Origin of the sequence: Streptomyces sp. NPDC058678, from assembly GCF_042714835.1 — a bacterium.
Lineage (GTDB): Bacteria > Actinomycetota > Actinomycetes > Streptomycetales > Streptomycetaceae > Streptomyces.
In genome coordinates this window covers 119972-139213 of record NZ_JBHXSG010000021.1, presented here as the reverse complement: position 1 = coordinate 139213, position 19242 = coordinate 119972, and the positions used below count along the sequence as shown (strand labels likewise).

Annotated in this window: 16 protein-coding genes; 3 read left to right on the top strand and 13 right to left on the bottom strand. The window is 72.8% G+C overall.

The window, feature by feature from the left end; all coding sequences use genetic code 11:
* On the bottom strand, positions 1 to 1558 hold a 1558-nt coding region (locus ACFWWR_RS20790; RefSeq protein ID WP_384304667.1), incomplete at its 3' end, for an FAD-dependent oxidoreductase.
* A gap of 175 nt (positions 1559 to 1733) precedes the next feature.
* Between ACFWWR_RS20790 and ACFWWR_RS20785 the strand changes: the two genes are divergently transcribed.
* Positions 1734 to 2693, top strand: a complete 960-nt coding sequence (locus ACFWWR_RS20785; RefSeq protein WP_383869963.1) for an LLM class F420-dependent oxidoreductase — start codon at positions 1734 to 1736, stop codon at positions 2691 to 2693.
* 172 nt (positions 2694 to 2865) lie between these two features.
* Here ACFWWR_RS20785 and ACFWWR_RS20780 read toward each other — a convergent pair whose 3' ends face one another.
* Together ACFWWR_RS20780 and ACFWWR_RS20775 are read right to left on the bottom strand one after the other, a co-directional pair.
* Positions 2866 to 3924, bottom strand: coding sequence for an SDR family oxidoreductase (locus tag ACFWWR_RS20780; protein ID WP_384304664.1), 1059 nt, complete (start codon positions 3922 to 3924; stop codon positions 2866 to 2868).
* 6 nt (positions 3925 to 3930) lie between these two features.
* The gene (locus tag ACFWWR_RS20775) at positions 3931 to 4446 is read right to left on the bottom strand and encodes a phage holin family protein (RefSeq protein ID WP_383869969.1); all 516 of its coding nucleotides are present in this window, start codon (positions 4444 to 4446) and stop codon (positions 3931 to 3933) included.
* Between the two features lie 157 nt (positions 4447 to 4603).
* Here ACFWWR_RS20775 and ACFWWR_RS20770 point away from each other — a divergent pair, with 157 nt between their 5' ends.
* On the top strand, positions 4604 to 4954 hold the full coding sequence (locus tag ACFWWR_RS20770; protein WP_217239072.1) for a VOC family protein: 351 nt from the start codon (positions 4604 to 4606) through the stop codon (positions 4952 to 4954).
* An 85-nt stretch (positions 4955 to 5039) separates the two neighbouring features.
* Here the strand turns inward: ACFWWR_RS20770 and ACFWWR_RS20765 are convergent, their stop codons facing one another.
* From ACFWWR_RS20765 to ACFWWR_RS20745, 5 genes are all read right to left on the bottom strand, one after another.
* Complete coding sequence (locus ACFWWR_RS20765; RefSeq protein WP_383869972.1) at positions 5040 to 5615, bottom strand: GNAT family N-acetyltransferase; 576 nt, start codon at positions 5613 to 5615, stop codon at positions 5040 to 5042.
* 75 nt (positions 5616 to 5690) lie between these two features.
* Positions 5691 to 6614: an LD-carboxypeptidase gene (locus ACFWWR_RS20760; protein WP_383869975.1), complete on the bottom strand. Its 924-nt coding sequence runs from the start codon at positions 6612 to 6614 to the stop codon at positions 5691 to 5693.
* Positions 6611 to 8704, bottom strand: a complete 2094-nt coding sequence (locus tag ACFWWR_RS20755; protein WP_384304661.1) for a prolyl oligopeptidase family serine peptidase — start codon at positions 8702 to 8704, stop codon at positions 6611 to 6613. Before ACFWWR_RS20755 ends, ACFWWR_RS20760 begins: the two co-directional genes overlap by 4 nt.
* Before the next feature lie 27 nt (positions 8705 to 8731).
* A complete protein-coding gene (locus ACFWWR_RS20750; RefSeq protein WP_384304659.1) occupies positions 8732 to 10045 on the bottom strand; it encodes a M20/M25/M40 family metallo-hydrolase in 1314 nt (437 codons plus the stop codon).
* A complete protein-coding gene (locus tag ACFWWR_RS20745; protein WP_383869983.1) occupies positions 10038 to 10871 on the bottom strand; it encodes a M55 family metallopeptidase in 834 nt (277 codons plus the stop codon). The genes ACFWWR_RS20750 and ACFWWR_RS20745 overlap by 8 nt, the downstream gene beginning before the upstream one ends.
* Positions 10872 to 11163: 292 nt before the next feature.
* Between ACFWWR_RS20745 and ACFWWR_RS20740 the strand changes: the two genes are divergently transcribed.
* Positions 11164 to 11409, top strand: a complete 246-nt coding sequence (locus ACFWWR_RS20740; RefSeq protein WP_383869986.1) for a hypothetical protein — start codon at positions 11164 to 11166, stop codon at positions 11407 to 11409.
* A gap of 60 nt (positions 11410 to 11469) precedes the next feature.
* Here the strand turns inward: ACFWWR_RS20740 and ACFWWR_RS20735 are convergent, their stop codons facing one another.
* The 5 genes from ACFWWR_RS20735 to ACFWWR_RS20715 all read right to left on the bottom strand — a co-directional run bounded on the left by ACFWWR_RS20735 (position 11470) and on the right by ACFWWR_RS20715 (position 19128).
* Positions 11470 to 12414, bottom strand: a complete 945-nt coding sequence (locus ACFWWR_RS20735; protein ID WP_384304656.1) for an SMP-30/gluconolactonase/LRE family protein — start codon at positions 12412 to 12414, stop codon at positions 11470 to 11472.
* A 149-nt stretch (positions 12415 to 12563) separates the two neighbouring features.
* On the bottom strand, positions 12564 to 13289 hold the full coding sequence (locus ACFWWR_RS20730; RefSeq protein WP_383869991.1) for a class I SAM-dependent methyltransferase: 726 nt from the start codon (positions 13287 to 13289) through the stop codon (positions 12564 to 12566).
* A 158-nt stretch (positions 13290 to 13447) separates the two neighbouring features.
* Positions 13448 to 15916: a SpoIIE family protein phosphatase gene (locus ACFWWR_RS20725; RefSeq protein WP_383869994.1), complete on the bottom strand. Its 2469-nt coding sequence runs from the start codon at positions 15914 to 15916 to the stop codon at positions 13448 to 13450.
* 184 nt (positions 15917 to 16100) lie between these two features.
* Positions 16101 to 18533, bottom strand: coding sequence for an MFS transporter (locus tag ACFWWR_RS20720; RefSeq protein WP_384304653.1), 2433 nt, complete (start codon positions 18531 to 18533; stop codon positions 16101 to 16103).
* Between the two features lie 151 nt (positions 18534 to 18684).
* On the bottom strand, positions 18685 to 19128 hold the full coding sequence (locus ACFWWR_RS20715) for an SRPBCC family protein (protein ID WP_383870000.1): 444 nt from the start codon (positions 19126 to 19128) through the stop codon (positions 18685 to 18687).
* Between the last annotated feature and the right edge of the window lie 114 nt (positions 19129 to 19242).

Here is a 19242-nt window from a genome sequence, read left to right as displayed (position 1 = left end):
TCCTGGCGGGCTCGGGGCCCGGCTGATTCCTGGCGGGCTCGGGGCCCGGCTGATTCCTGGCGGGCTCGGGGCCCGGCTGATTCCTGGCGGGCTCGGGGCCCGGCTGATTCCTGGCGGGCTCGTCGTCGGGCCGGCTGCTCGCGGGCTCGGTGGCCGGGCCGGGCGCCGGCTTCGTGTCCTCCGCCGTCGCCGCGCCGGGCCCCGACCGGGCCTCGGCTTCCTGCCGGTCCTGCCCGTTCTGTCGCCGCGCCGGGCCGCCCGGCACCCGTGGCAGCTCCGGCGACGCGGTGTCGAGGGGTACCGACCAGGACCGTACGAGCCCCAACTGGACGGCCTGGCGCGGCAGTACGGAATCCAGCAGCCAGTCCGCGGCGACCCGGACCCGGTTGCCGGGCATCGCCGCGAGGTGGTAGCCACGGGTGACCGCACCGGCGGCCGGCCCGGACAGCGGGATGCCGAGCGGATTGGCGGCGGCCTTGGCGCCGCCCAGGTCGACGACGAATCCCAGGTCCTTGTGCCGGTAGGGCTGCTTCTCCCCGACACCGAACGAGGCGGCGACGTTGCGAGCCACCGTCCTGCCGTGCCGCCAGGCGTGCTGCGCGGTCATCGGCGTGTACTTCCCGGGGTTGTTCAGATCCGGTACGGCGGCGGCGTCCCCGCACGCGAACACCTCCGGCCGACCCGGGAGTTGGAGGTACGGGTCGACGACGATCCGCCCACGCTCCAGGGGCTGCCCGGTGCTCTCGACGAGCGGATCCGGCCGTACGCCCACGCACCACACCAGCGTCCGCGTCTCGACGAACTCGCCGTCCGTCAGCAGCACTCCGTTCGGCGTGGCCTCCTTCACGGAGGTCCCCATGCGCACCTCCACGCCCCGCTCCCGCAGGGTGCGGTCGGCGGTGCGGGACAGGTGCTCGTCCAGTTCGGGCAGGACGCGTGGCGCGACGTCGAGGAGCAGCCAGCGGGGCCGCATGCCCTCCCGCAGGGGGTGCTTGCGCACCTGCGCGTCGGTGTACAGCTGCCCGTGGGCGGCGACCTCGGTGCCGGTGTAGCCGGCCCCGACCACCACGAAGGTGCAGCGCGCGGCGCAGCTCTCGGGGTCGTCGGCCGCCGCGGCGAGCTCCACCTGCCGGGTGACGTGGTCGCGCAGGTACAGCGCCTCGGGCAGTCCGCGGAAGCCGTGCGCGTGCTCGGCGACCCCGGGGACCGGAAGCAGCTTGTTGACGCTGCCGACGGCCAGCACGAGCCGGTCGTACGGCAGGGTGCCCTCGCCACCCTCGGGGTCGGTGTAGTGCACGGTCCGCCCGTCGAGGTCGATCCCGTCGGCCTCGCCGAGCACCAGGCGTACCCGCGGCAGGGTGCCCGACAGGGAGACGGTGACCCGGCGGGGCTCCAGGACCCCGGCGGCGACCTGGGGCAGCAGGGGCAGGTAGAGGAAGTAGTCGGTCGGGTTCAGCAGGGTGATGTCGGCCTTGCCGCGGGACATCCGGGACAGTTCTCGGGCCGTCCGGTATCCGGCGAAGCCGGCACCGACGATCACGATGCGGGGTCGACTCACGGTTCGCCTCCGGGGCTGGTCGCGTACCTCGGGAGCCTTCCGCGTCCCCCTGGCAAAGGCACCCAAACGTCCGCCCCATTTCCGTTACGACCGCCGGGCCCGCCCGGTTTCCGTCGCGGCCGCCGGGTACTCGGGACGGCGAACCACCCGCCCACCTCGTGGAGGCACACCCCCCATGCCCGAGTACGGCTACTTCCTCTCGTGCGAGCAGTACGGTCCCGCGGAGCTCATCGAGCAGGCGCGGATGGCCGAACAGGCCGGGTTCCAGTCGCTGTGGATCTCCGACCACTACCACCCGTGGAACGACGCACAGGGCCAGAGCCCCTTCGTGTGGTCGGTGATCGGCGCCCTCTCCGAAGCCGTGTCCCTGCCCATCGAGACGGCCGTGACCTGCCCGACCGTGCGCATGCACCCGGCGGTGGTGGCACAGGCCGCGGCGACCAGCGCGGTGATGACGGAGGGCCGCTTCCGGCTGGGCGTCGGCAGCGGTGAGGCGCTCAACGAGCACGTCCTCGGCGACGCCTGGCCGCCCGCCCACGTACGCCTGGAGATGCTGGAGGAGTCCATCCAGATCATGCGCCGGCTGTTCACCGGCGAGGAGGTCAACCACCACGGCCCGCACTACACGGTGGAGAACGCCCGCCTGTACACCGTCCCCGATGAGCCCGTCCCCATCGACATCTCCGGCTTCGGCCCGGCGGCGACCAAACTGGCGGCCCGGGTCGGCGACGGCTACATCACGATGATGCCGGACGCGTCGATGGTGGAGCAGTACCGCAAGGGCGGGGGCGGCGGGAAGCCGGTCAGCGGCGGCACCAAGGTCTGCTACGACACCGACAAGGACGAGGCCGTACGCACCGTCCACCGGCTGTGGGCCAACGAGCAGCTGCCCGGCGAGCTGAGCCAGGTACTGCCCTCGCCGAAGCACTTCGAACAGGCGCAGACACTGGTCACCGAGGACATGGTCCGGGAGAACCGGGTGTGCGGCGACGACGTGGACGAACACGTGGCGGAGCTGGCGCAGTTCGCCGACTCCGGCTTCGACATGGTGTACGTCAACCAGATCGGCCCGGACCTGCGCGGCTTCTTCGACTTCTACCGCACCAAGGTGCTGCCGCAGCTCCAGGCTTCCTGAGGATCCGGCCCGGCGATGAGACTGCACCGGCAGGATCCGGCCCGGCGATGAGACTGCACCGGCCCGACGGCCCGAGGGCGTCGCCCGCGGTGACCTCGTGGATCAGCACTGTCGTGGTGCTCCCCGAGGTCACCGCGGGCGTCGCGACCCGCACTGGCTGGACCTCGACCACTCAGCGGCGCCCAGCCCCACGGCGCAGTCCCGCGGTCACCACGGCCCCCAGCCCACCGGCGACCACCAGCCCCGCTCCCATCCGCCCCCGGTTCCGTGACACCCAGTCCTGGGGACTGTCGGACACCGACTCGTCGTCGAACCGGCCGTGCGCGCCGTAGTCGTGCCCGTGCGGCCCGTCCGCCGGCGCCCACAGGTTCCCGGGGCCGCCACCGTGCTCCTCTTCGACCCGCTCGTCCTGCTGCGAGTCGAACCCGGTCCGCGCGAGATAGCGGTCCAGCGCCCCGGGCACGACCGCGTTGGCGATCAGCGCGGCCACGGTCGACCCGCCGACCCAGTACTCGCGCCGCCGGCCGTGCGAGGCCGCGTGCACGATCGCCCGTGCGGCGATCTCCGGCTGGAACACCGGCGCGACGGGCCGTGCCCGGCCCGGCATCCGGCTCAACACCCAGTCGAACTGTGGGGTGTTGACGGCGGGCAGCTGCACCATCGTCGTACGGACGCCGCTGCCGGTGTGCAGCAGCTCGCAGCGCAGCGACTCGTTGAAGCCCTGGATGGCGTGCTTGGCACCGCAGTACGCCGACTGCAGCGGAACCCCGCGGTAGGCGAGCGCGGAGCCGACCTGCACGATCGTGCCCCGGTCGCGCGGCAGCATGTGGTGCAGCGCGGCCCGGGTGCCGGACACATAGCCCAGGTACGTCACCTCGGTCACCCGCCGGAACTCGTCCGCGGTGATCTCGGTGAACGGGGCGAACACACCGGCGAAGGCGTTGTTGACCCAGACGTCGATGTGTCCGTAGGCGTCGACGACCTTCTGGGCGGCGTCGTCGACCGCCTTGGCGTCGGCCATGTCCACGGGGACGACGAGCGCCTCACCGCCGGCCCGCTGCACCTCGTCGGCCGCCGCGGCGAGGCCCTCGCGGCCCCGGGCCAGCAGGGCGACCCTGTCGCCGCGGGCGGCGAAGGCCTGGGCGGTGGCCCGGCCCACGCCGCCGCTGGCACCGGTCACCACGACGACCTTGCCGTGCTTCGGCAGTGAGCCCTTGCGGAAGTCGCGCACCGCGTGTCACGCCCGGTGGTGCGGCTGCTCGGGGTCGATGTCGCCGCGGCGCGGCGCCGCGGTCCCGGCTCCGCCGGCTGCCGGGGTGCCCGCGCCGGGCGCGGTGGGCGGCATCGGCGGGTACGGCGTGCCGAGCCCGCTCGGCGGAACGCCCGGTGCGCTGCCGCCGACGACGCGCTGCCGGCCGCCCTCGGGCAGATCGGCGTCGTGCCGGGGCGCGGGCCGGGACGTGTGCGGCCGGGCCGCGCCGCGCAGTACGTACGCCACGACGCCCAGGATCGCCGCGGTGATCAGGGCGGCGGCCCAGTCCGGCAGACCGATGGCGAGGGCCAGCCCCACGGCGAGCGCGAGAGCCGCGCCCGCGTAGAGGGCGACGGCGCCCGACGCGCCGTACAGCATGGCCTTGCGGCGTTGCTTGCGGGTCTGCTCGCGCAGCTCGTCGCGCACGGTCTCGCGCGCCACCTGCGCCAGCTCGTCGACCAGGTGTTTGTCCAGATGCTCCAAATGCTCCAAGCGGTCCATGGCCGCCGGGTACCCGCCGCCACCGGCGGGTAACGCTGCGGGGCAGGGGCGCCCGCCCCGCGCACCTCGGCCCTCGCGGGTGCGGCCACGACGGTCGGAACGAGGGGATCACGTGAAACGATCTCGCGCTCCCCGCCACCCCAACTAGGCTCGTCGCATGGACATTCTGGGAGCCACGCTGCGCGTATGCGTCGACGACCTGGAGACCGCGGTCCCCTTCTACGAGCGACTGGCGGGCGGCAGAGCCCTGCGTTTCGAACGCGGCGGTGTGCAGGTCGCCGCGGTCGGCTGCTTCCTGCTGATGAGCGGGCCGGAGGCCGAGCTGGAGGTGCTGCGCAAGGTCACCGCGACGATCGCCGTCAAGGACGTCGACGAGGCCAACCGGGTGCTGACGGAGCTGGGCGCCCGCGTCATCGCGGGCCCGGTTCCCACACCGGCGGGCCGCAACCTGATCGCGATGCATCCGGACGGAGCGGTGTACGAGTACGTGGACCGCGGCGGCGTGTAACGGTCCACGGGCGGCCGGTGGCGCCCTGTGCGGCGCGGCGCGAGGGAGGCGCCGGGCTGGACCACGATGTCATGCCGCGTGCGGGTCATCCTCGTCGGCGCACAGGTCGACCGGAAGCCCGCATCTCCGTGGTGATGGCCCATCGTTCGTGATCCCGCCAGGCCCCGTCGATGAAGATCATGTTCGGCGAGAAGCCCTCCAGCCGGAATCCGCAACGGCGGGCCAGCGCGATCGACGCGGCGTTGCCGGGCTGCGCGTTGATCTCCAGCCTGTGCAGCCGCATCGGCCCGAAGGCGTACCCGACCACGAGGTCCAGCCCTTCCCGCATCAGCCCGCGCCCGGCGGCGTGCGCGAAGGCCCCGTATCCGAGTGCCCCGCACTGGAAGCCACCCTCGACGATGTTGTTGATGTTGATGAACCCCGCGACGGCACCCCCTTGCTGCTTCTCACAGACCAGGAACCCCGCCTTGGTGGGATCCTCGATCAGCCGCCCGGCGTACGCCGCGTAGGCACCGGCGCTGTCCGGCGGGAAGAGCCACGGATGATGCAGCTCCTTGCTCTCGCGGACCCGGGCGGAGAACTCGGCACCGTCCTCGTAGGTGAAGTGGCGTATGCCCACGCGGGGGCCTTCGGTGAGATAAGGGGAGGCGTTGTGCGGCATCCCGCCACCCTACGACCCGCCGGCTCGGGCCACCGGCAGCTCCCGTACCTCCTTTTCCTGCCGGCGTGGAAGGGATCACCCCAGTGCCGGTTCGTCGAGCGTCAACGTGCCCGCGTCGGCGTCGAGTGCGGCGGCCACCCCGAAGGGGATGGTCAACGCCCCCGCACAGTGCCCGAATCCGGACTCCTCCATCACGGGCACGCCGAGGGCTCCGAGCCGGTCGGCGAACATCGGACGCAGTTCCTCGTACGGGCCGCAGCTGTCCCACGAGCCGAGGGCGATGCCCTTCACTCCGTCGAGCCAGCCGGTGCGAAGGAGTTGGGTGAGGCTCCGGTCGAGGCTGTACGCGCGCTCCCCGACGTCCTCGATCAGCAGCAGACCGCCACGGGCGCCGGCATGGGTGTGGGGCGTGCCGTGGCCGGTCGCGAGCAGCCTCAGACAGCCGCCCAGCGTGACGCCCCGGGCCCGCCCCGGCACCAGGGGGACACCGGAGGAGGTGATCGTGCCGACGGCCTCGGGGGTGAAGAGCGTGGACCTCAGATGTTCCCGCGCGCGGGCGTTCTTCACGAAGTCGACGCCGGCGGCAGCGGGCCCGTACAGCGTGACCAGGCCCAGCCGCACGGCGAACGCCTCGTGCAACGCGGTGCTGTCGCTGAAGCCCACGAACACCTTCGGTCCCGCCGCCCGCATCGCCTCCCAGTCGAGGAGGTCGACCATCCGCTGGATCCCGTATCCCCCGCGCGCGCAGAGCACCGCGTCCACGGACGGGTCGCACCAGGCCTGTTGCAGGTCGGCGGCGCGGTCGGCGTCGGAGCCCGCCAGGTACCGCAACTCGGCGTGCACGTCCAGCACATGAGGGGCGACCACCGGATCCAGGTCCCAACCGCGCAGGATGTCGAGCCCGGCCTGCAACCGGTCCTCCGCCACCGGCCCGCTGGGCGCGACGACGGCCACCCGCGCACCGGGGGCGAGTCGGGACGGCCGTACGAGTTCCTTCACTTGGTGAGCTCCAACGTCGGAGTGCCGGGCGGATTCAGCCCGAAGACCTGTGCGTACAGGGAGAGTTCGGACTCCAGGACCCGGATCGTCGTCTCGGCCCGCCGGAACCCGTGCCCCTCCCCCTCGAACGCGATGTAGGCGTGCGGCACCCGGCGCCCGGCCATCCGGGCCAGGAAGCGCTCGCACTGCGCGGGCGGGCAGATCACGTCGTCGAGCCCCTGGAGCAGCAGGAAGGGCGCGCCGATCCGGTCGGCGTGCTCGGTGGGCGAGCGCTCCGCGTACCGGGCGGGCACCTCGGCGTACGGCCCGATCAGGCTCTCCAGGTACTGCGACTCGAAGTCGTGGGTCTCCCCCGTGGCCCAGCCGGCCAGGTCGAGGATGGGGTAGATGATCGTGCCGCAGGCGTAGACGTCGGTGGTGGCGAGCGAGACCGCCGCGGTCCAGCCGCCCGCGCTGCCACCCCGCACGGCGAGCCGGTCACGGTCGGCGGTGCCCTCGTCGGCGAGGGCGAGCGCGACGGCCGCGCAGTCCTCCACGTCGACCACGCCCCACTGCTCACGCAGCCGGTTGCGGTACTCGCGCCCGTACCCGGCCGAGCCGCCGTAGTTGACCTCGGCGACGCCGATGCCCCGCGAGGTGAAGTAGGCGATCTCCAGGTCGAGCACGAGCGGGGCCCGGCCGGTGGGTCCGCCGTGCGCCCGGACGACGTACGGCGGCAGCTCCTCGGTCGGCGCCACGCACCCCGGGTTGTGGGGCGGGTAGATGTGGGCGTGGATGTCGCGCCCGTCGGGTCCGGTGAAGGTACGGATCTGTGGCTCGGGGTAGTGGGCGGGGTCCACGGCGTCGTCGTGAGCGGCGCCGACCACCCGGGCCCGTCCGGTCCGGGCGTCCAGTTCCACCACCTCGTACGCGCTGCGCGGGCTGGCCCCGACGGCGACGACCCGTTCGCCGTGCACCGCGAGGGTGGGCGCGAACTCGGTCCAGGGCCCCGCCGCGTCGACGACCTCGCCGGTCTCCGGGTCGAGGATCCCGAGGGTGGTGGCGCCACGGCCGTGCACGACGGCGATCAGGCCGCCCTCCAGCGGGGCGAACCAGCGGTGGCCCAGCTTCCACACGGGGCCGCCGAACTCCTCCTCGCGAGGGCACAGCGGTACACCGGCTGCCGCGTTCGGTACACCGTGTCCCGTGTCCGGTACACCGCCCGCCGTGTTCCGTACACCGTCTGCCGTATCCGGTACACCGCCTGCCGTGTTCCGTACACCGTCGCCCGCGTCCGGTACGCCGTCGCCCGCATCCCGCACACCGTCCACCGCATACAGGTTCCACCAGCCCGTACGGTCGGACGCATACAGCAGACGGCCGTCCGTCGACCACTCGACCTGGGCGACGGACTCCTCCGGTCCGCCGGCCACCGTCCGCGCCCCGCGGAAGAGGCCGTCCGCGCCGACCTCGGCGAGTACGAGTTCCGTCCCGTCCCACGGCATGCGCGGATGGTCCCAGGCGAGCCAGGCCGCGCGCCGTCCGTCGGGCGAGAGCCGGGGCCCGGTGACGAACCGGTGCCGGTCGTCGGTGAGTTCGCGTACGCCGTCCCGGTCCTGGGCCGCCGAACCGTCCAGCGGCACGGCGGCGAGCACCCGGCGCACGTCGACGGACTCGTCGCCGGTGAACTCCTCCAGCACGCACCACACTTCGCCGCGGTCGACCAGGACCTGCGGATCGGCCCATCTCAGCCCGCCGCCGACCGGGGACACCGGCGTCAGGGGGCTCGGTGTGCCGCCCGGCCGGTACCGGTACAGCCGCTGGTCGGCGAAGTGCACGAACACGACGAGCGGTTCGCCGTCGACGACGGCCCCGGCCCAGGGCTGTCCGCCGTACTCGATCACCCGGCTGCGCACGTTCCACGGGGCGGGGAGCACCGACTCCTCGGTGCCGTCGGCGCCGCGCCGCACCAGTGCGCGCCGGCCGCCCTCGGCGGGGCGCGGCTCGGTCCACCACGCCTCGTCGCCGACGAAACCGACGTACTCGGGATGCCCGTCGTGCGCGGCGGCGAGTGCCGCGTCGATGGGCGAGGGCCAGGAACCGTAGGCCATTGTCCGCACTTCGTCCCCCGTGTGTGCCTAGGCCGTGCGCAGGAAGCGGTCGAGTACCCGGACGCCGAAGTGGAGCGCCTCGACGGGCACGCGTTCGTCGACTCCGTGGAAGAGGGCCTGGTAGTCGAAGCCCTCCGGGAGCCTGAGCGGCGCGAAGCCGTAGCCCGTGATCCCGAGGCGCGAGAACTGCTTGGCGTCCGTGCCTCCGGACATGCAGTACGGCACGACGTGCCCCTCCGGCGCGAACTCCTCGACGGCGGCCCGCATCCTCGCGTACGTCGCCGAGTCCACCGGCGCCTGCAGGGCCACCTCCCGGTGCTGGAACTCCCACTCCACGTCAGGTCCGGTGAGCCGGTCAAGGGTCGTGCGGAACTCGTCCTCGGCACCGGCGAGATACCGCCCGTCGACGTACGCCACGGCCTCCCCCGGCACCACGTTGATCTTGTAACCGGCGTCGAGCATGGTCGGGTTGGCGCTGTTGCGCACGGTGGCCTCGACCAGCGCGGCCGCCGGGCCGAGCTTGTCCAGGAGCGCGTCCGCGTCGGCGAGGCCGGTCTCGATGCCGTACAGCGCGGCGAGTTCGGTGAGCGCGGCGCGCACGGTCGGGGTCAGCCGCAGCGGCCAATCGTGCTCGCCGATCCGGGTGATGGCGGCGGCGAGGCGCGTGACGGCGTTCTCCCGGTTCACCTTGGAGCCGTGCCCGGCACGGCCGCGCGCGGTGAGCTTCAGCCAGGCCGTGCCCCGCTCGCCGGCCGCGATCGGGTAGAGCTGCCGCCCGCTCCCGTCGTGGAAGGTGAACGCCCCCGACTCGCTGATGCCCTCCGTGCAGCCCTCGAACAGCCCGGGGTGCTCGTCGGCGAGGAATCCGGAGCCGTCCTCGGCGCTGGCCTCCTCGTCGGCGGTGAACGCGACGACGAGGTCCCGCCGGGGTCGCACGCCCTGCCGCGCCCAGTCCCGCACCACGGCGAGGATCATCGCGTCCATGTTCTTCATGTCGACCGCGCCCCGCCCCCAGACGACGCCGTCGCGGATCTCCCCGGAGAACGGGTGCACGCTCCAGTCCCGCGCCTCGGCGGGCACCACGTCGAGGTGACCGTGGACGAGCAGCGCGTCGGCCGACGGGTCGGTGCCCTCGATCCGCGCGACGACGTTCGTACGGCCCTTGGTGCGCTCCAGCAGCGTGGGCTCCAGGCCCGCCTCGGCCAGCCGCGCGGCGGCGTACTCGGCGGCGGGGCGCTCCTGGCAGTCGCCGCCGCCCCGGTTGGTGGTGTCGATGCGGATGAGGTCGGAGGTGAACTCGACGACCTCGTCCAGCGCCTGCCGCTCCGGCTGGTCAGCCATACTGCTCCTCCACCGCGGCCGAGACGATCGTGGTGACCGCCTTGAAGGCGCGGATCCCGTCGTACATGGTGCCGCTGGTGTACGCCACCTTCCGCTCCCCGGCACGCGTCACGCCCGGCACGACGGTGGCGGCCATCGCCAGATGCTCCGCGTCGAACTCGAGGGCGACGGTATACGGTCCACCGTCGACCGGATTCCGTCGCACCGCCAGCCCGGCCGCCTCCTTGGCCGCGGCCCGGATGTCGGCGGCGGTCCTGGCCGGCGTACGGCACACGGCCGCGTACCGCGAGACGTGGTCCTTGACGGCGACCTTCAGCGCCTCGGGGGCGTAACCGAGGGCGTCCTCGCAGGCCACGTCGTCGCCGGTGACCAGGACGACCGGCACGCCGTACTCGGCGACGACGTGGGCGTTGAGGAGTCCCTCGCTCGCCCGTACGTCGTTCAGCCACACGCCGGTGATGGAGTTGGCGAGGTAGGTGTGGGCGAGGACGCCCTCCATGCCGGCGCCCGCGTGGTAGCCGACGAAGGCGATGCCGTCCACGTCGCCGTGCTGCACGCCCTCGACCATGGACAGTGACTTGTGCCGCCCGGTGAGCATCTCCACCCGCTCGTCGAGCTGTTCGAGGAGAAGGTTGCGCATCGTCGAGTGGGCCTCGTTGACGAGGACCTCGTCCGCGCCGCCGTCGAAGAAGCCCAGTACGGCGGCGTTGACGTCCGAGGTGAACATCGAGCGGCACCGCTCCCACTGCGGTGTGCCCGGCAGCACGTCGGCCGGCCAGGTCACCCCGGTGGCGCCCTCCATGTCGGCGCTGATCAGGATCTTCATGCCCCGTCACGTTACGCGCCGGAAGGGGAACCGGCCAGGAAGCCGCCCTGCCGGTCCTCGCTGCCGTGGGGGGATCAGTACGCCGCCGCCCGGGGCCCCGGGTAGTCCTTCAGGAAGGCGTACGCCGTCACTGTCCGCCGCCGTGCGGGGCACGAAGTGGTCGCCGAGTTCCCAGCGGCTTCGTCGTGCGCAGCACCGGCCGGACGGGGAGGCGCCCAGGTAGTCGGCGAACGCGGGGCCGTCGGCCTCGGCGACAACGAAGGTCCCGGTCGCCTTCGCCGGCCAGGACCCGGTGGACACCGACCCCGGCACCGGTGACACCGGCGGCACGGGCGGCTCCGGCTCCTCGGGTACCACCGGCGGCGGCACCGGCGGCACCGCGACCTCCACGACCGGCGGCACCGGCACGACGGACACCTCGACCGCGGGCGGCAGCCTCGCCTCCACCGGCGTCACCGTGCTCTCCGTGGCCGCGGTCGCCGCCGCGCTGCTGGCCGCGGGCTGGGTGGCGTACCGCCGCGGCCGCGCGGTGGACTGACGGGGGCGATGCGTCCTCCGGCGCCGGACCGCCGGAGGACGCATCGCTTTGCGCGCACGCTCAGACGGAGACCGCGACGGCGTTGTACGTCGTATCGGGCGTCGGCGTGGTCGTGAAGCGCGCGTTGACCAGGTAGAGGCGGTCACCGAAGCGGGCGGCCGTGGTGGGCACGTCGAAGCGCGGGTCGGTGATCGTCCTGCGCAAGGTGGCGGTGGTGGCCTTGGCGTCGAGGTCCCAGACGCTGATCAGGTTCAGGCGGTTCTGTACGACGTACAACGTGCGGCCGATCCTCCACAAGCCGTCGCCGTTGACCACGTCCGTCTGCCCGACCAGCGTGATCCTGGTGGCGGCGCCGGTCCTGACGTCCACGTTGTACAGCTCGCCCGGCGAACTCTTGACGACGATCAGGCCACGGCCGTCGGGGGTGCCGACGATGCCGTTGGCGTTGTTGACGCCTGGCAGCTGCGTCCAGTCGCCGGTGAGCGGCAGGGCGCGGATGCCGCCGTCCTTGCGGCCGCGCGGGACGCCGTAGAGGACCGCGTCGCGCGAGTCGGTGAACCAGGCGCGCTCGCCGACCAGGGTGACGTCGTTGATGAAGTGACCGGTGGCCTCGGTGAGCCGGTGCGTGGCGAGGAGTTCGCCGGTGCGCGAGTCGTGGACCCGGGCGACGCCCGTGTTCCCGGCGACGTACAGCAGCCCGTCGTGGTCGACCTTGAGACCGACGGAGATCAGGCCGGTGCCGCCCGCGAAGAGGACCTTGCCCTCCCCGGTGCGCAGGTCGGTGCGGTAGATCGCGCCGTTGGCGCGGGACCCCAGGTAGGCGTACGGCTTGCTTCCGATGGTGATGCCCTCGGGGAGCCAGCCGTTCGGAAGGGGGAACTCCGTCGGCCACGGGGCGTTCGGGCCGGCGCTCGCCGTACCGGCGCCGGCCGTCACGGCCAGGGCGGCGAGGGCGGCGCCGCCGAGGACGGCGCGCCGGGTCGGCTGGGGGTGGGTCGGGGTCATCGTGGGCGCCTCCATGGCGTGGGTTTCGTTGACAACTGCGGCAACAACTACGTTGACAATCCCGCGAGTTGGGAACGCTCCCGCGCCTGTGGGAGTTCCCCGTGGCCCCGCCGGACGAGGAGTCCGCCGACATCCCACCGCCGCCGGCGTCACATCGTGCGGCCCGCCACCAGCCACTTCGACGGAAGTGTGATCCGGGTGCCGTCGGGCCGGTACTCGGTGGTGGTGAGCGGCAGTTCACCGCTCGCCAGGACGTTCAGCCCGGCCACGTCCAGATAGACGGGGAGCGCGTCGTCGGCGACCTCGCCGGGCGCGATGCCGTGCCGGAAGACGGGCGCCAGTTTGGCCGGCGGGCCCTCGGGGCGCTGCGCCAGGCCCATGAGGACGGGCTTGGCGGCTTCGGAGAGCTCGACGAGGAATGCCCGGCCGCGTTCCCCGAGGAGCGCGGCGACCGAGTCCACGAGCGCCTGCCGGTCGTCGGGGTCGGCCTGGTGGAGGACGCCCCGCATGTAGACGTTGGCGTCGCCGAGCTCCGCGTGCAGGGTCTCCGCCTCGCCCTTGCCGGCCGCGTCGAGCAACCGGTAGGCCGCCTGTCCCGCCGGGTCGCCGCGCCGGGCGTGGTCGAGGGCCGCGGCGGACAGGTCGGCGCCGAGGACGTGCGGGAAACGGTCGGCGAGGAACCGGGTCTGGGTGCCGTTGCCGCAGCCGAGGTCCACCAGTGGCAGCCCGGGGTCGACCAGGTGGGGTTCGAAGAGGGCGAGATGGGCGCCGGCCGTGAGGATCGGCTCCGCGTCCCAGAACACGGCCCCCGGTTCACCGGGAGCCTCCCGCCAGAAACCCTCCCAGGCCTCCCGGTACCGACTCGTCACGCTCATGACCAACTCCCCAGGGTGCGAGTGCCGCCCGCCCCCAAGTGACGGGTCAGTACGGTGTATCGCGCCCAGGTCACGCCCACAAGCGCGCGGCGCATTCCTTCACGGGTCGTCCGTGACGGGTACGCCGTCGTGCGCCTCCCCCTCACCCGAGGGACGGGTCAGCGGCGCGGCAGCGTCAGCTCGAACCACACGGTCTTGCCGGCCTTCGTCCGGCTGGTCCCCCACTCCCGTGCGAGGGTGCTCACCACCCGCAGACCGCGCCCCGCCTCGTCGCCCGGCCCCGCGCTCAGCAGGGTCGGCAGCTCGTGGTCGTCGTCGTCCACTTCGCACAGCAGGGTGTCGCCGCGCACCAGCCGCAGGTCGACGGGGCGGCTGTGGGAGTGCCGTACGGCGTTGGTGACCAGTTCGCTGACCATGAGCTCGGTGGGACCGGCGAGCTGCCTGAGCCCCCAGTCGTGGAGCTGTTCGCGGACCACCGCGCGGGCCCGGCCCACCTCGACCGGGTCGAGAGGGAGCCGCCACTCGGCGACGTCGTCGGGCTCGATGCCGTTGAGGCGGGCCATCAGCAGGGCCACGTCGTCCTTGCGGCCGCCGCGGGTGTTCAGGGAACGGATGATCGTGTCGCAGGCGTCGTCCATGGAGGCGGCCGGGTGCGCGGCGGACTCGCACAGGGTGGCGAGGCCGACGCCGATGTCCTCGCCGCGCACCTCCACCAGGCCGTCGGTGCACATCACGAGCCGGTCGCCGGGCTCCACGCGCACGCGTACCGCCTCGAACGGCACCCCGCCGACGCCGATCGGCGCCCCCGTCGGCAGGTCGAGCAGCTCGCTGCCGCCGTCCCGGGCGCGGACCACGACGGGCGGGATGTGACCGGCGTTGGCGATGTGCAGTTCGCTCGCGATCGGGTCGTAGACCGCGTACAGGCAGGTCGCGAGGTAGGTGTCGCCGAGGCGCTGGGCGAGGTCGTCGAGGTTGCGCAGCAGCTGGGCGGGTGGCAGGTCGAGCGCGGCCATGGTCTGTACGGCCGTCCGCAACTGGCCCATCATGGCGGCGGAGTTGAGGCCGTGGCCCATGACGTCGCCGACGACCAGGGCGGTGCGGGCGCCGGGCAGTTTCACGGAGTCGAACCAGTCGCCCCCGACGCGTCCGAGGAGGGTGCCGGGCAGATAGCGGGTGGCGATGTCGCAGCCGGCCATGCGGGGCGGGATGTGCGGCAGCATGCTGTCCTGGAGGGTCTCGGCGACGCTCTCCTGGTAGGTGTACATGCGCGCGTTGTCGAGCACGAGGCCCGCGCGGGCGGCGAGTTCGGCTCCGGTGACCCGGTCCATGTCGTTGAACTCGACGCGCTCGGGGTGTCGCAGCAGGATCATGAAGCCGAGGACCACGTTGCGCGCCTTGAGGGGCACGACCAGCATGGAGCGGCCCGTGATGAGGGGGCGGATGTCGCGCTTTTCGAACTGGGAGGCGATGGCGTGGCCCATCGGCTCGCTGATACGCGGCACGAGGACGGGTTCGCCGGTGGTCATGCACTGGAAGAACGGGGTGTGCGCCGGGAACGGCATGGCCTCGCCGACCGGCACCACGTCGTCCCAGCGGCCGGGTTCGTCGGTGTGTTCCAGGGCGACCCGGTGCCACATGGTGGTCGTGTCCGGCACGCCCTCGGAGAACTCCTCGCCGGCGACGACCTGTTCGCGCAGATAGGTGCCGGCGACGTCGGTGAAGCGGGGCACGACGGCCTTGCTGACCTCGATGATCGTCTTCGCCAGGTCCAGTGACGTGCCGATGCGGCCGCTGACCTCGTTCAGGAACTCCAGACGCTCGCGCACGGCGGTGTACTCGAGGTCCTCGGCCTCGTCGGTGACGTCCTGCGGGAGGGGGCGCCCCTCGGCCAGGGCACGGGCCGCACGTGCGCGGCGGGCCTTGCGCTCGGCGCGCCGGGGCACACCCCAGTCGGGGGTGACGGGCACCCGGTCGTTCTGGCTGAACTCCAGGACGGGATAGCCCAGTTCGAGGATCTGCCCGACGATGCGCGCGCCCTCGCCGACGCTCATGCTGGGCAGGATCTCCGGGAGCCGGCGGGCCAGTTCGTCGGCGCCAGGGAAGTCGGTGTGCAGCGCGAAGCCGGGCGCGATCCGCTCGAACGCCAGGGCCTGGGTGTCCTCGTCGGCGGGGTCCGGCCGCAGGCCGCCCGCGTCGGCGGCGAGGACCAGCAGGCGCTCCCGCCCGGGGCCGACCAGCGGGTAGGCCCACCACAGGACGTCGACCCGGTCGTGGTCCGCCACGGTGAGGCGGGCGCGGCCCGCGGCCGGGTAGGACAGCCTGCCGTCGAGGGACGTCTCCAGGTCGGGTCCGAGGCCGTCGTAGGCCGCGTACGCCCTGAAGGGCGCGACCTCGTCCTCCTGGGGCAGCGCTCCGGAGACGGGCAGCAGGTCGACCGCGGACCGGCCGATCGCCTCCTCCTTGGTGGCGCCGAACAGGCGGCGCGCGCCCGTGCTCCAGTGGGAGACCAGGCCGTCGCGGTCCACCACGACCACGGCCAGCGGGATGCGGCCGGACGGCGCGTGCTCCGCCGCGCCGCTCCCAGCTCCGGGGCTGGGAGGTACGTCCCTCTCGGTGCCACGGTTCATGGCCCAGGCCCTCTCTCCCCACGGCTCCGCGAGATCTGTGCCGCCTCGACCACCGTACGGCGCCGGTCGGTCACGATGTGCGGCAATGCGGTAATCGGGTCGCGGGATCACACCGGCGCACGCCCCCGCGCCCCCGCTCTGAGCAGGGACGGAAGGTCCGGCAGCGCCGGTTACTGACAGGTTTTCAGTTCTCGTGCCCCAGCCGCAGATCCCGTTCCGTGCGACCCCCGCCGGCCACTTGGAGCGCGGTGGCGACCGGCGGGTAACCGGCGGCGATGACGGTGTACTCGCCGCAGGACATGTCGACGAACCTGAACGTTCCGTCCGGTCCGGTGGTGAGGGTGTCCACGAGGTTGCCGGCCGCGTCCAGCAGCGTCACGCGCGCGTCCTCCACGGGGCGTCCGCCGCCGGCCCGCACGGTGCCGCGCAGCACTGTCCCGCCGGCGAGTTCGACGTCCTGGCGGGTCTCCCGGGAGGCCTGGACGGTGACGGGGAGGGCGGTCGGACGGAAGGCGGGCGCGCCGGCGGCGAGGGTGTACTCGCCGGGCACCAGCTCGGGGACGACGTAGCCGCCCTCGCGGCCGCTGCGGGTGGTGGCGACGACCTCGCCCTGCACGTCGGTGAGCGTGACGGTGGCGTCCGGGACGGGGCTGCCGTCCGCGGTGAGCACGTTCCCGGCCAGGCGTCCCGCACCGCCGAGGACGACGTCCAGCTCGACGGGCCGGTCCCCGACGGTGACGGAGACCGCCTGCGGCTGATGGCCGCCTGCCGCGGCGATGAGGACGTAAGCCCCCGGGCCCGGCGTCGACAGCGCGTACCGCCCGTCCTCGCCGCTCGCACCCCGCCCGAGCTGCTGTCCGGCGACGTCGATCAGGGTGAGTGCCGCGCGGGGCACGACCGTCCCGTCGGGACGCCGCACCGTGCCGCACACCGGGGTCCCGGCGGCGTACGGCGAGCGTGGCGAGGTGAGGGTCCCACCGCCCGGAGGGTGGGGAAGCGCCTGCGGGACCGGGGCGCCGGCCCGCGCGGCCTCCGGCTCCGCGGCCGGGGCGTCGGGGGAGACCAGGGGTTTCTCCTTGAGGAAGAAGGCGACGAGCAGGCCGAGCACGAGCACCGGCACGAGGTAGAGGAAGATCCGCGGCATGGCGTCGGCGTACGCCCGGACGTAGCCGTCGCGCAGCGCCGGGGGCAGCGCGTGGACGAGCTGCGGGGTGATGGACTCGGGGTCGGGGAGCGGGGCACCCGCGCGCGTGGGGAGGCGTTCTTCCAGTGAGTCGGCGAGCCGGTCGGCGAACAGGGCGCCGAAGATCGCGGCGCCGACGCTGCCGCCGATCTGCCGGAAGTAGTTGTGGGCGCTGGTGGCGGTGCCGAGGTCGGCCGGGCGCGCGGAGTTCTGCACGGCGAGGATCAGGACCGGCATCGCCATGCCGATGCCGGCGCCGAGCACCGCCGTCCAGATGCTGTAGTACAGGCGGGGCGTGTCGGGTTCGAGGCGGGAGAGCAGCCACATGCCGGCCACGGAGAGCGCCCCGCCGATGACCGGGTGGATCTTGTAGTGCCCGGTACGGCTGATGAGCTGCCCGGAGACGATCGAGGCGCCGACGATGCCGCCCGTCATCGGCAGCATCAACAGGCCCGAATCGGTGGCGGAGGCCCCGTCGACCATCTGCAGGTAGGTCGGCAGATAACTGGCCGCGCCGAACAGGGCGACGCCGATCACGAGGCCCACCAGGCCGGTGACGTTGAAGACGGAATCCTTGAACAGCCGGAGCGGGATGAGGGGTTCGGCCGCGAAGTGTTCGGCGAGGAGGAAGAGGAGGCCCGCGGCCACCGCGCCGGCACCGAGTCCGAGGATGACCCGCGAGTCCCACGCGTGCTCGGTGCCGCCCCAACTGGTCAGGAGCACCAGGCAGGTGGAGGCGGTGGCGAGCAGCAGCGCGCCGAGGATGTCGAGCCGGGGCCTGGCCGAAGGCTTCGGGAGTTTGAGCACCACGGCGACAACGGCGAGGGTGACCAGGCCGAAGGGCACGTTGATGTAGAAGCACCAGCGCCAGGAGAGCTGGTCGGTGAAGTAGCCGCCCAACAGGGGCCCGGCGACGGAGGCGAGACCGAACGCGGCGCCGACGAGGCCCATGAACCGGCCCCGCTCCCGGGCCGGCACGATGTCCGCGATGATCGCCTGAACGCCGATCATGAGGCCGCCGGCGCCGACGCCCTGGACCGCCCGGAAGGCGATCAGCTGGTCCATGGTCTGCGCGCGACCGGCGAGTGCGGATCCGACGACGAAGACGACGATCGCGAACTGGAAGACACCCTTGCGGCCGCGGAGGTCGCCGAGCTTGCCGTAGATCGGGAGTCCAATCGTGGCGGTGAGGAGGTAGGCGGTGATCGCCCAGGACATCCTGTCCAGGCCGTGCAGTTCGCCGACGATCTTCGGCAGCGCGGTGGCGACGATCATCTGCTCCAGCGCCGCCAGCAGCAGCGCGAGCATCAGTGCGACGAAGACCAACCGCACCTGGCGTGGGCTCAGTCCGGTGCCGGTGACCGAGGCCCGAGGCGGGCCCTGCGAGGGAGGTGCCGGGGCCGGTTCGGCCTGTACCGGAGTGACCCCGCCCACGTACCGCTCCCCTCGTCGCGCTGCCGCACAATTCCCGCGTAAAGCGACAACTGTGAGCAAGCGCGACGAGTTACGGCGTACTGCCGGGGCGCACGGAGATCCACTCGAACCGGTGAGGGGCCAACGGCCGGTCACCGGTGTTCCGTTGGGGCTACTTCTCGACCTCGGCGGCGAACTTGTCGAGCATGGCGTCGTAGATCCGGCCGAGTCCCTTGGGCGCGAAGGTCTTCTCGAAGAAGCCGCCGATGCCGCCGGCGCCCTGCCAGACGGCGGTGACGACGACCCGGGACTTGCCCTCGCCGGCCGGGGTGACCCGCCAGGTGGTGACCATCGAGGAGTTGCGGTCCTTCTCGACGAGCTCGCCGTCGGTGGGCTCGCTGACCTCCAGGAGACAGTCGCGCACGCGCTTGCTGGTGGCCTGGAGCTTCCAGTGGACGAGGGTGCCCTCGCCGTCGCCGCCCTCGCGCACCTCGTACTCGCTGAAGTGCTCGGGCAGCACCTTCGCGCGCGTGCCGCTGTAGTCGGCGAGGGCGTCGAACACCTTCTCCGCGTCCGCCGCGACGATCCGCTCAGTAGTGGCCTCGACCTGCGCCATTGACTTCCTCCAGGACCTCAAGTTCTCGGGGTTTGGGCAAGCCAACCACCCCGGGTGCCGGGCGCCCAAATCGGGGGTCGCACGATCAAGGGAACATGTGTTCTATTCTTGGGG

Coding starts and splice junctions, on each gene's coding strand:
- ACFWWR_RS20785 (WP_383869963.1), top strand. CDS start 1,734: ATGCCCGAGTACGGCTACTTCCTCTCGTGCGAGCAGTACGGTCCCGCG.
- ACFWWR_RS20775 (WP_383869969.1), bottom strand. CDS start 4,446: ATGGACCGCTTGGAGCATTTGGAGCATCTGGACAAACACCTGGTCGAC.
- ACFWWR_RS20770 (WP_217239072.1), top strand. CDS start 4,604: ATGGACATTCTGGGAGCCACGCTGCGCGTATGCGTCGACGACCTGGAG.
- ACFWWR_RS20765 (WP_383869972.1), bottom strand. CDS start 5,615: ATGCCGCACAACGCCTCCCCTTATCTCACCGAAGGCCCCCGCGTGGGC.
- ACFWWR_RS20755 (WP_384304661.1), bottom strand. CDS start 8,704: ATGGCCTACGGTTCCTGGCCCTCGCCCATCGACGCGGCACTCGCCGCC.
- ACFWWR_RS20750 (WP_384304659.1), bottom strand. CDS start 10,045: ATGGCTGACCAGCCGGAGCGGCAGGCGCTGGACGAGGTCGTCGAGTTC.
- ACFWWR_RS20745 (WP_383869983.1), bottom strand. CDS start 10,871: ATGAAGATCCTGATCAGCGCCGACATGGAGGGCGCCACCGGGGTGACC.
- ACFWWR_RS20735 (WP_384304656.1), bottom strand. CDS start 12,414: ATGACCCCGACCCACCCCCAGCCGACCCGGCGCGCCGTCCTCGGCGGC.
- ACFWWR_RS20730 (WP_383869991.1), bottom strand. CDS start 13,289: ATGAGCGTGACGAGTCGGTACCGGGAGGCCTGGGAGGGTTTCTGGCGG.
- ACFWWR_RS20725 (WP_383869994.1), bottom strand. CDS start 15,916: ATGAACCGTGGCACCGAGAGGGACGTACCTCCCAGCCCCGGAGCTGGG.
- ACFWWR_RS20715 (WP_383870000.1), bottom strand. CDS start 19,128: ATGGCGCAGGTCGAGGCCACTACTGAGCGGATCGTCGCGGCGGACGCG.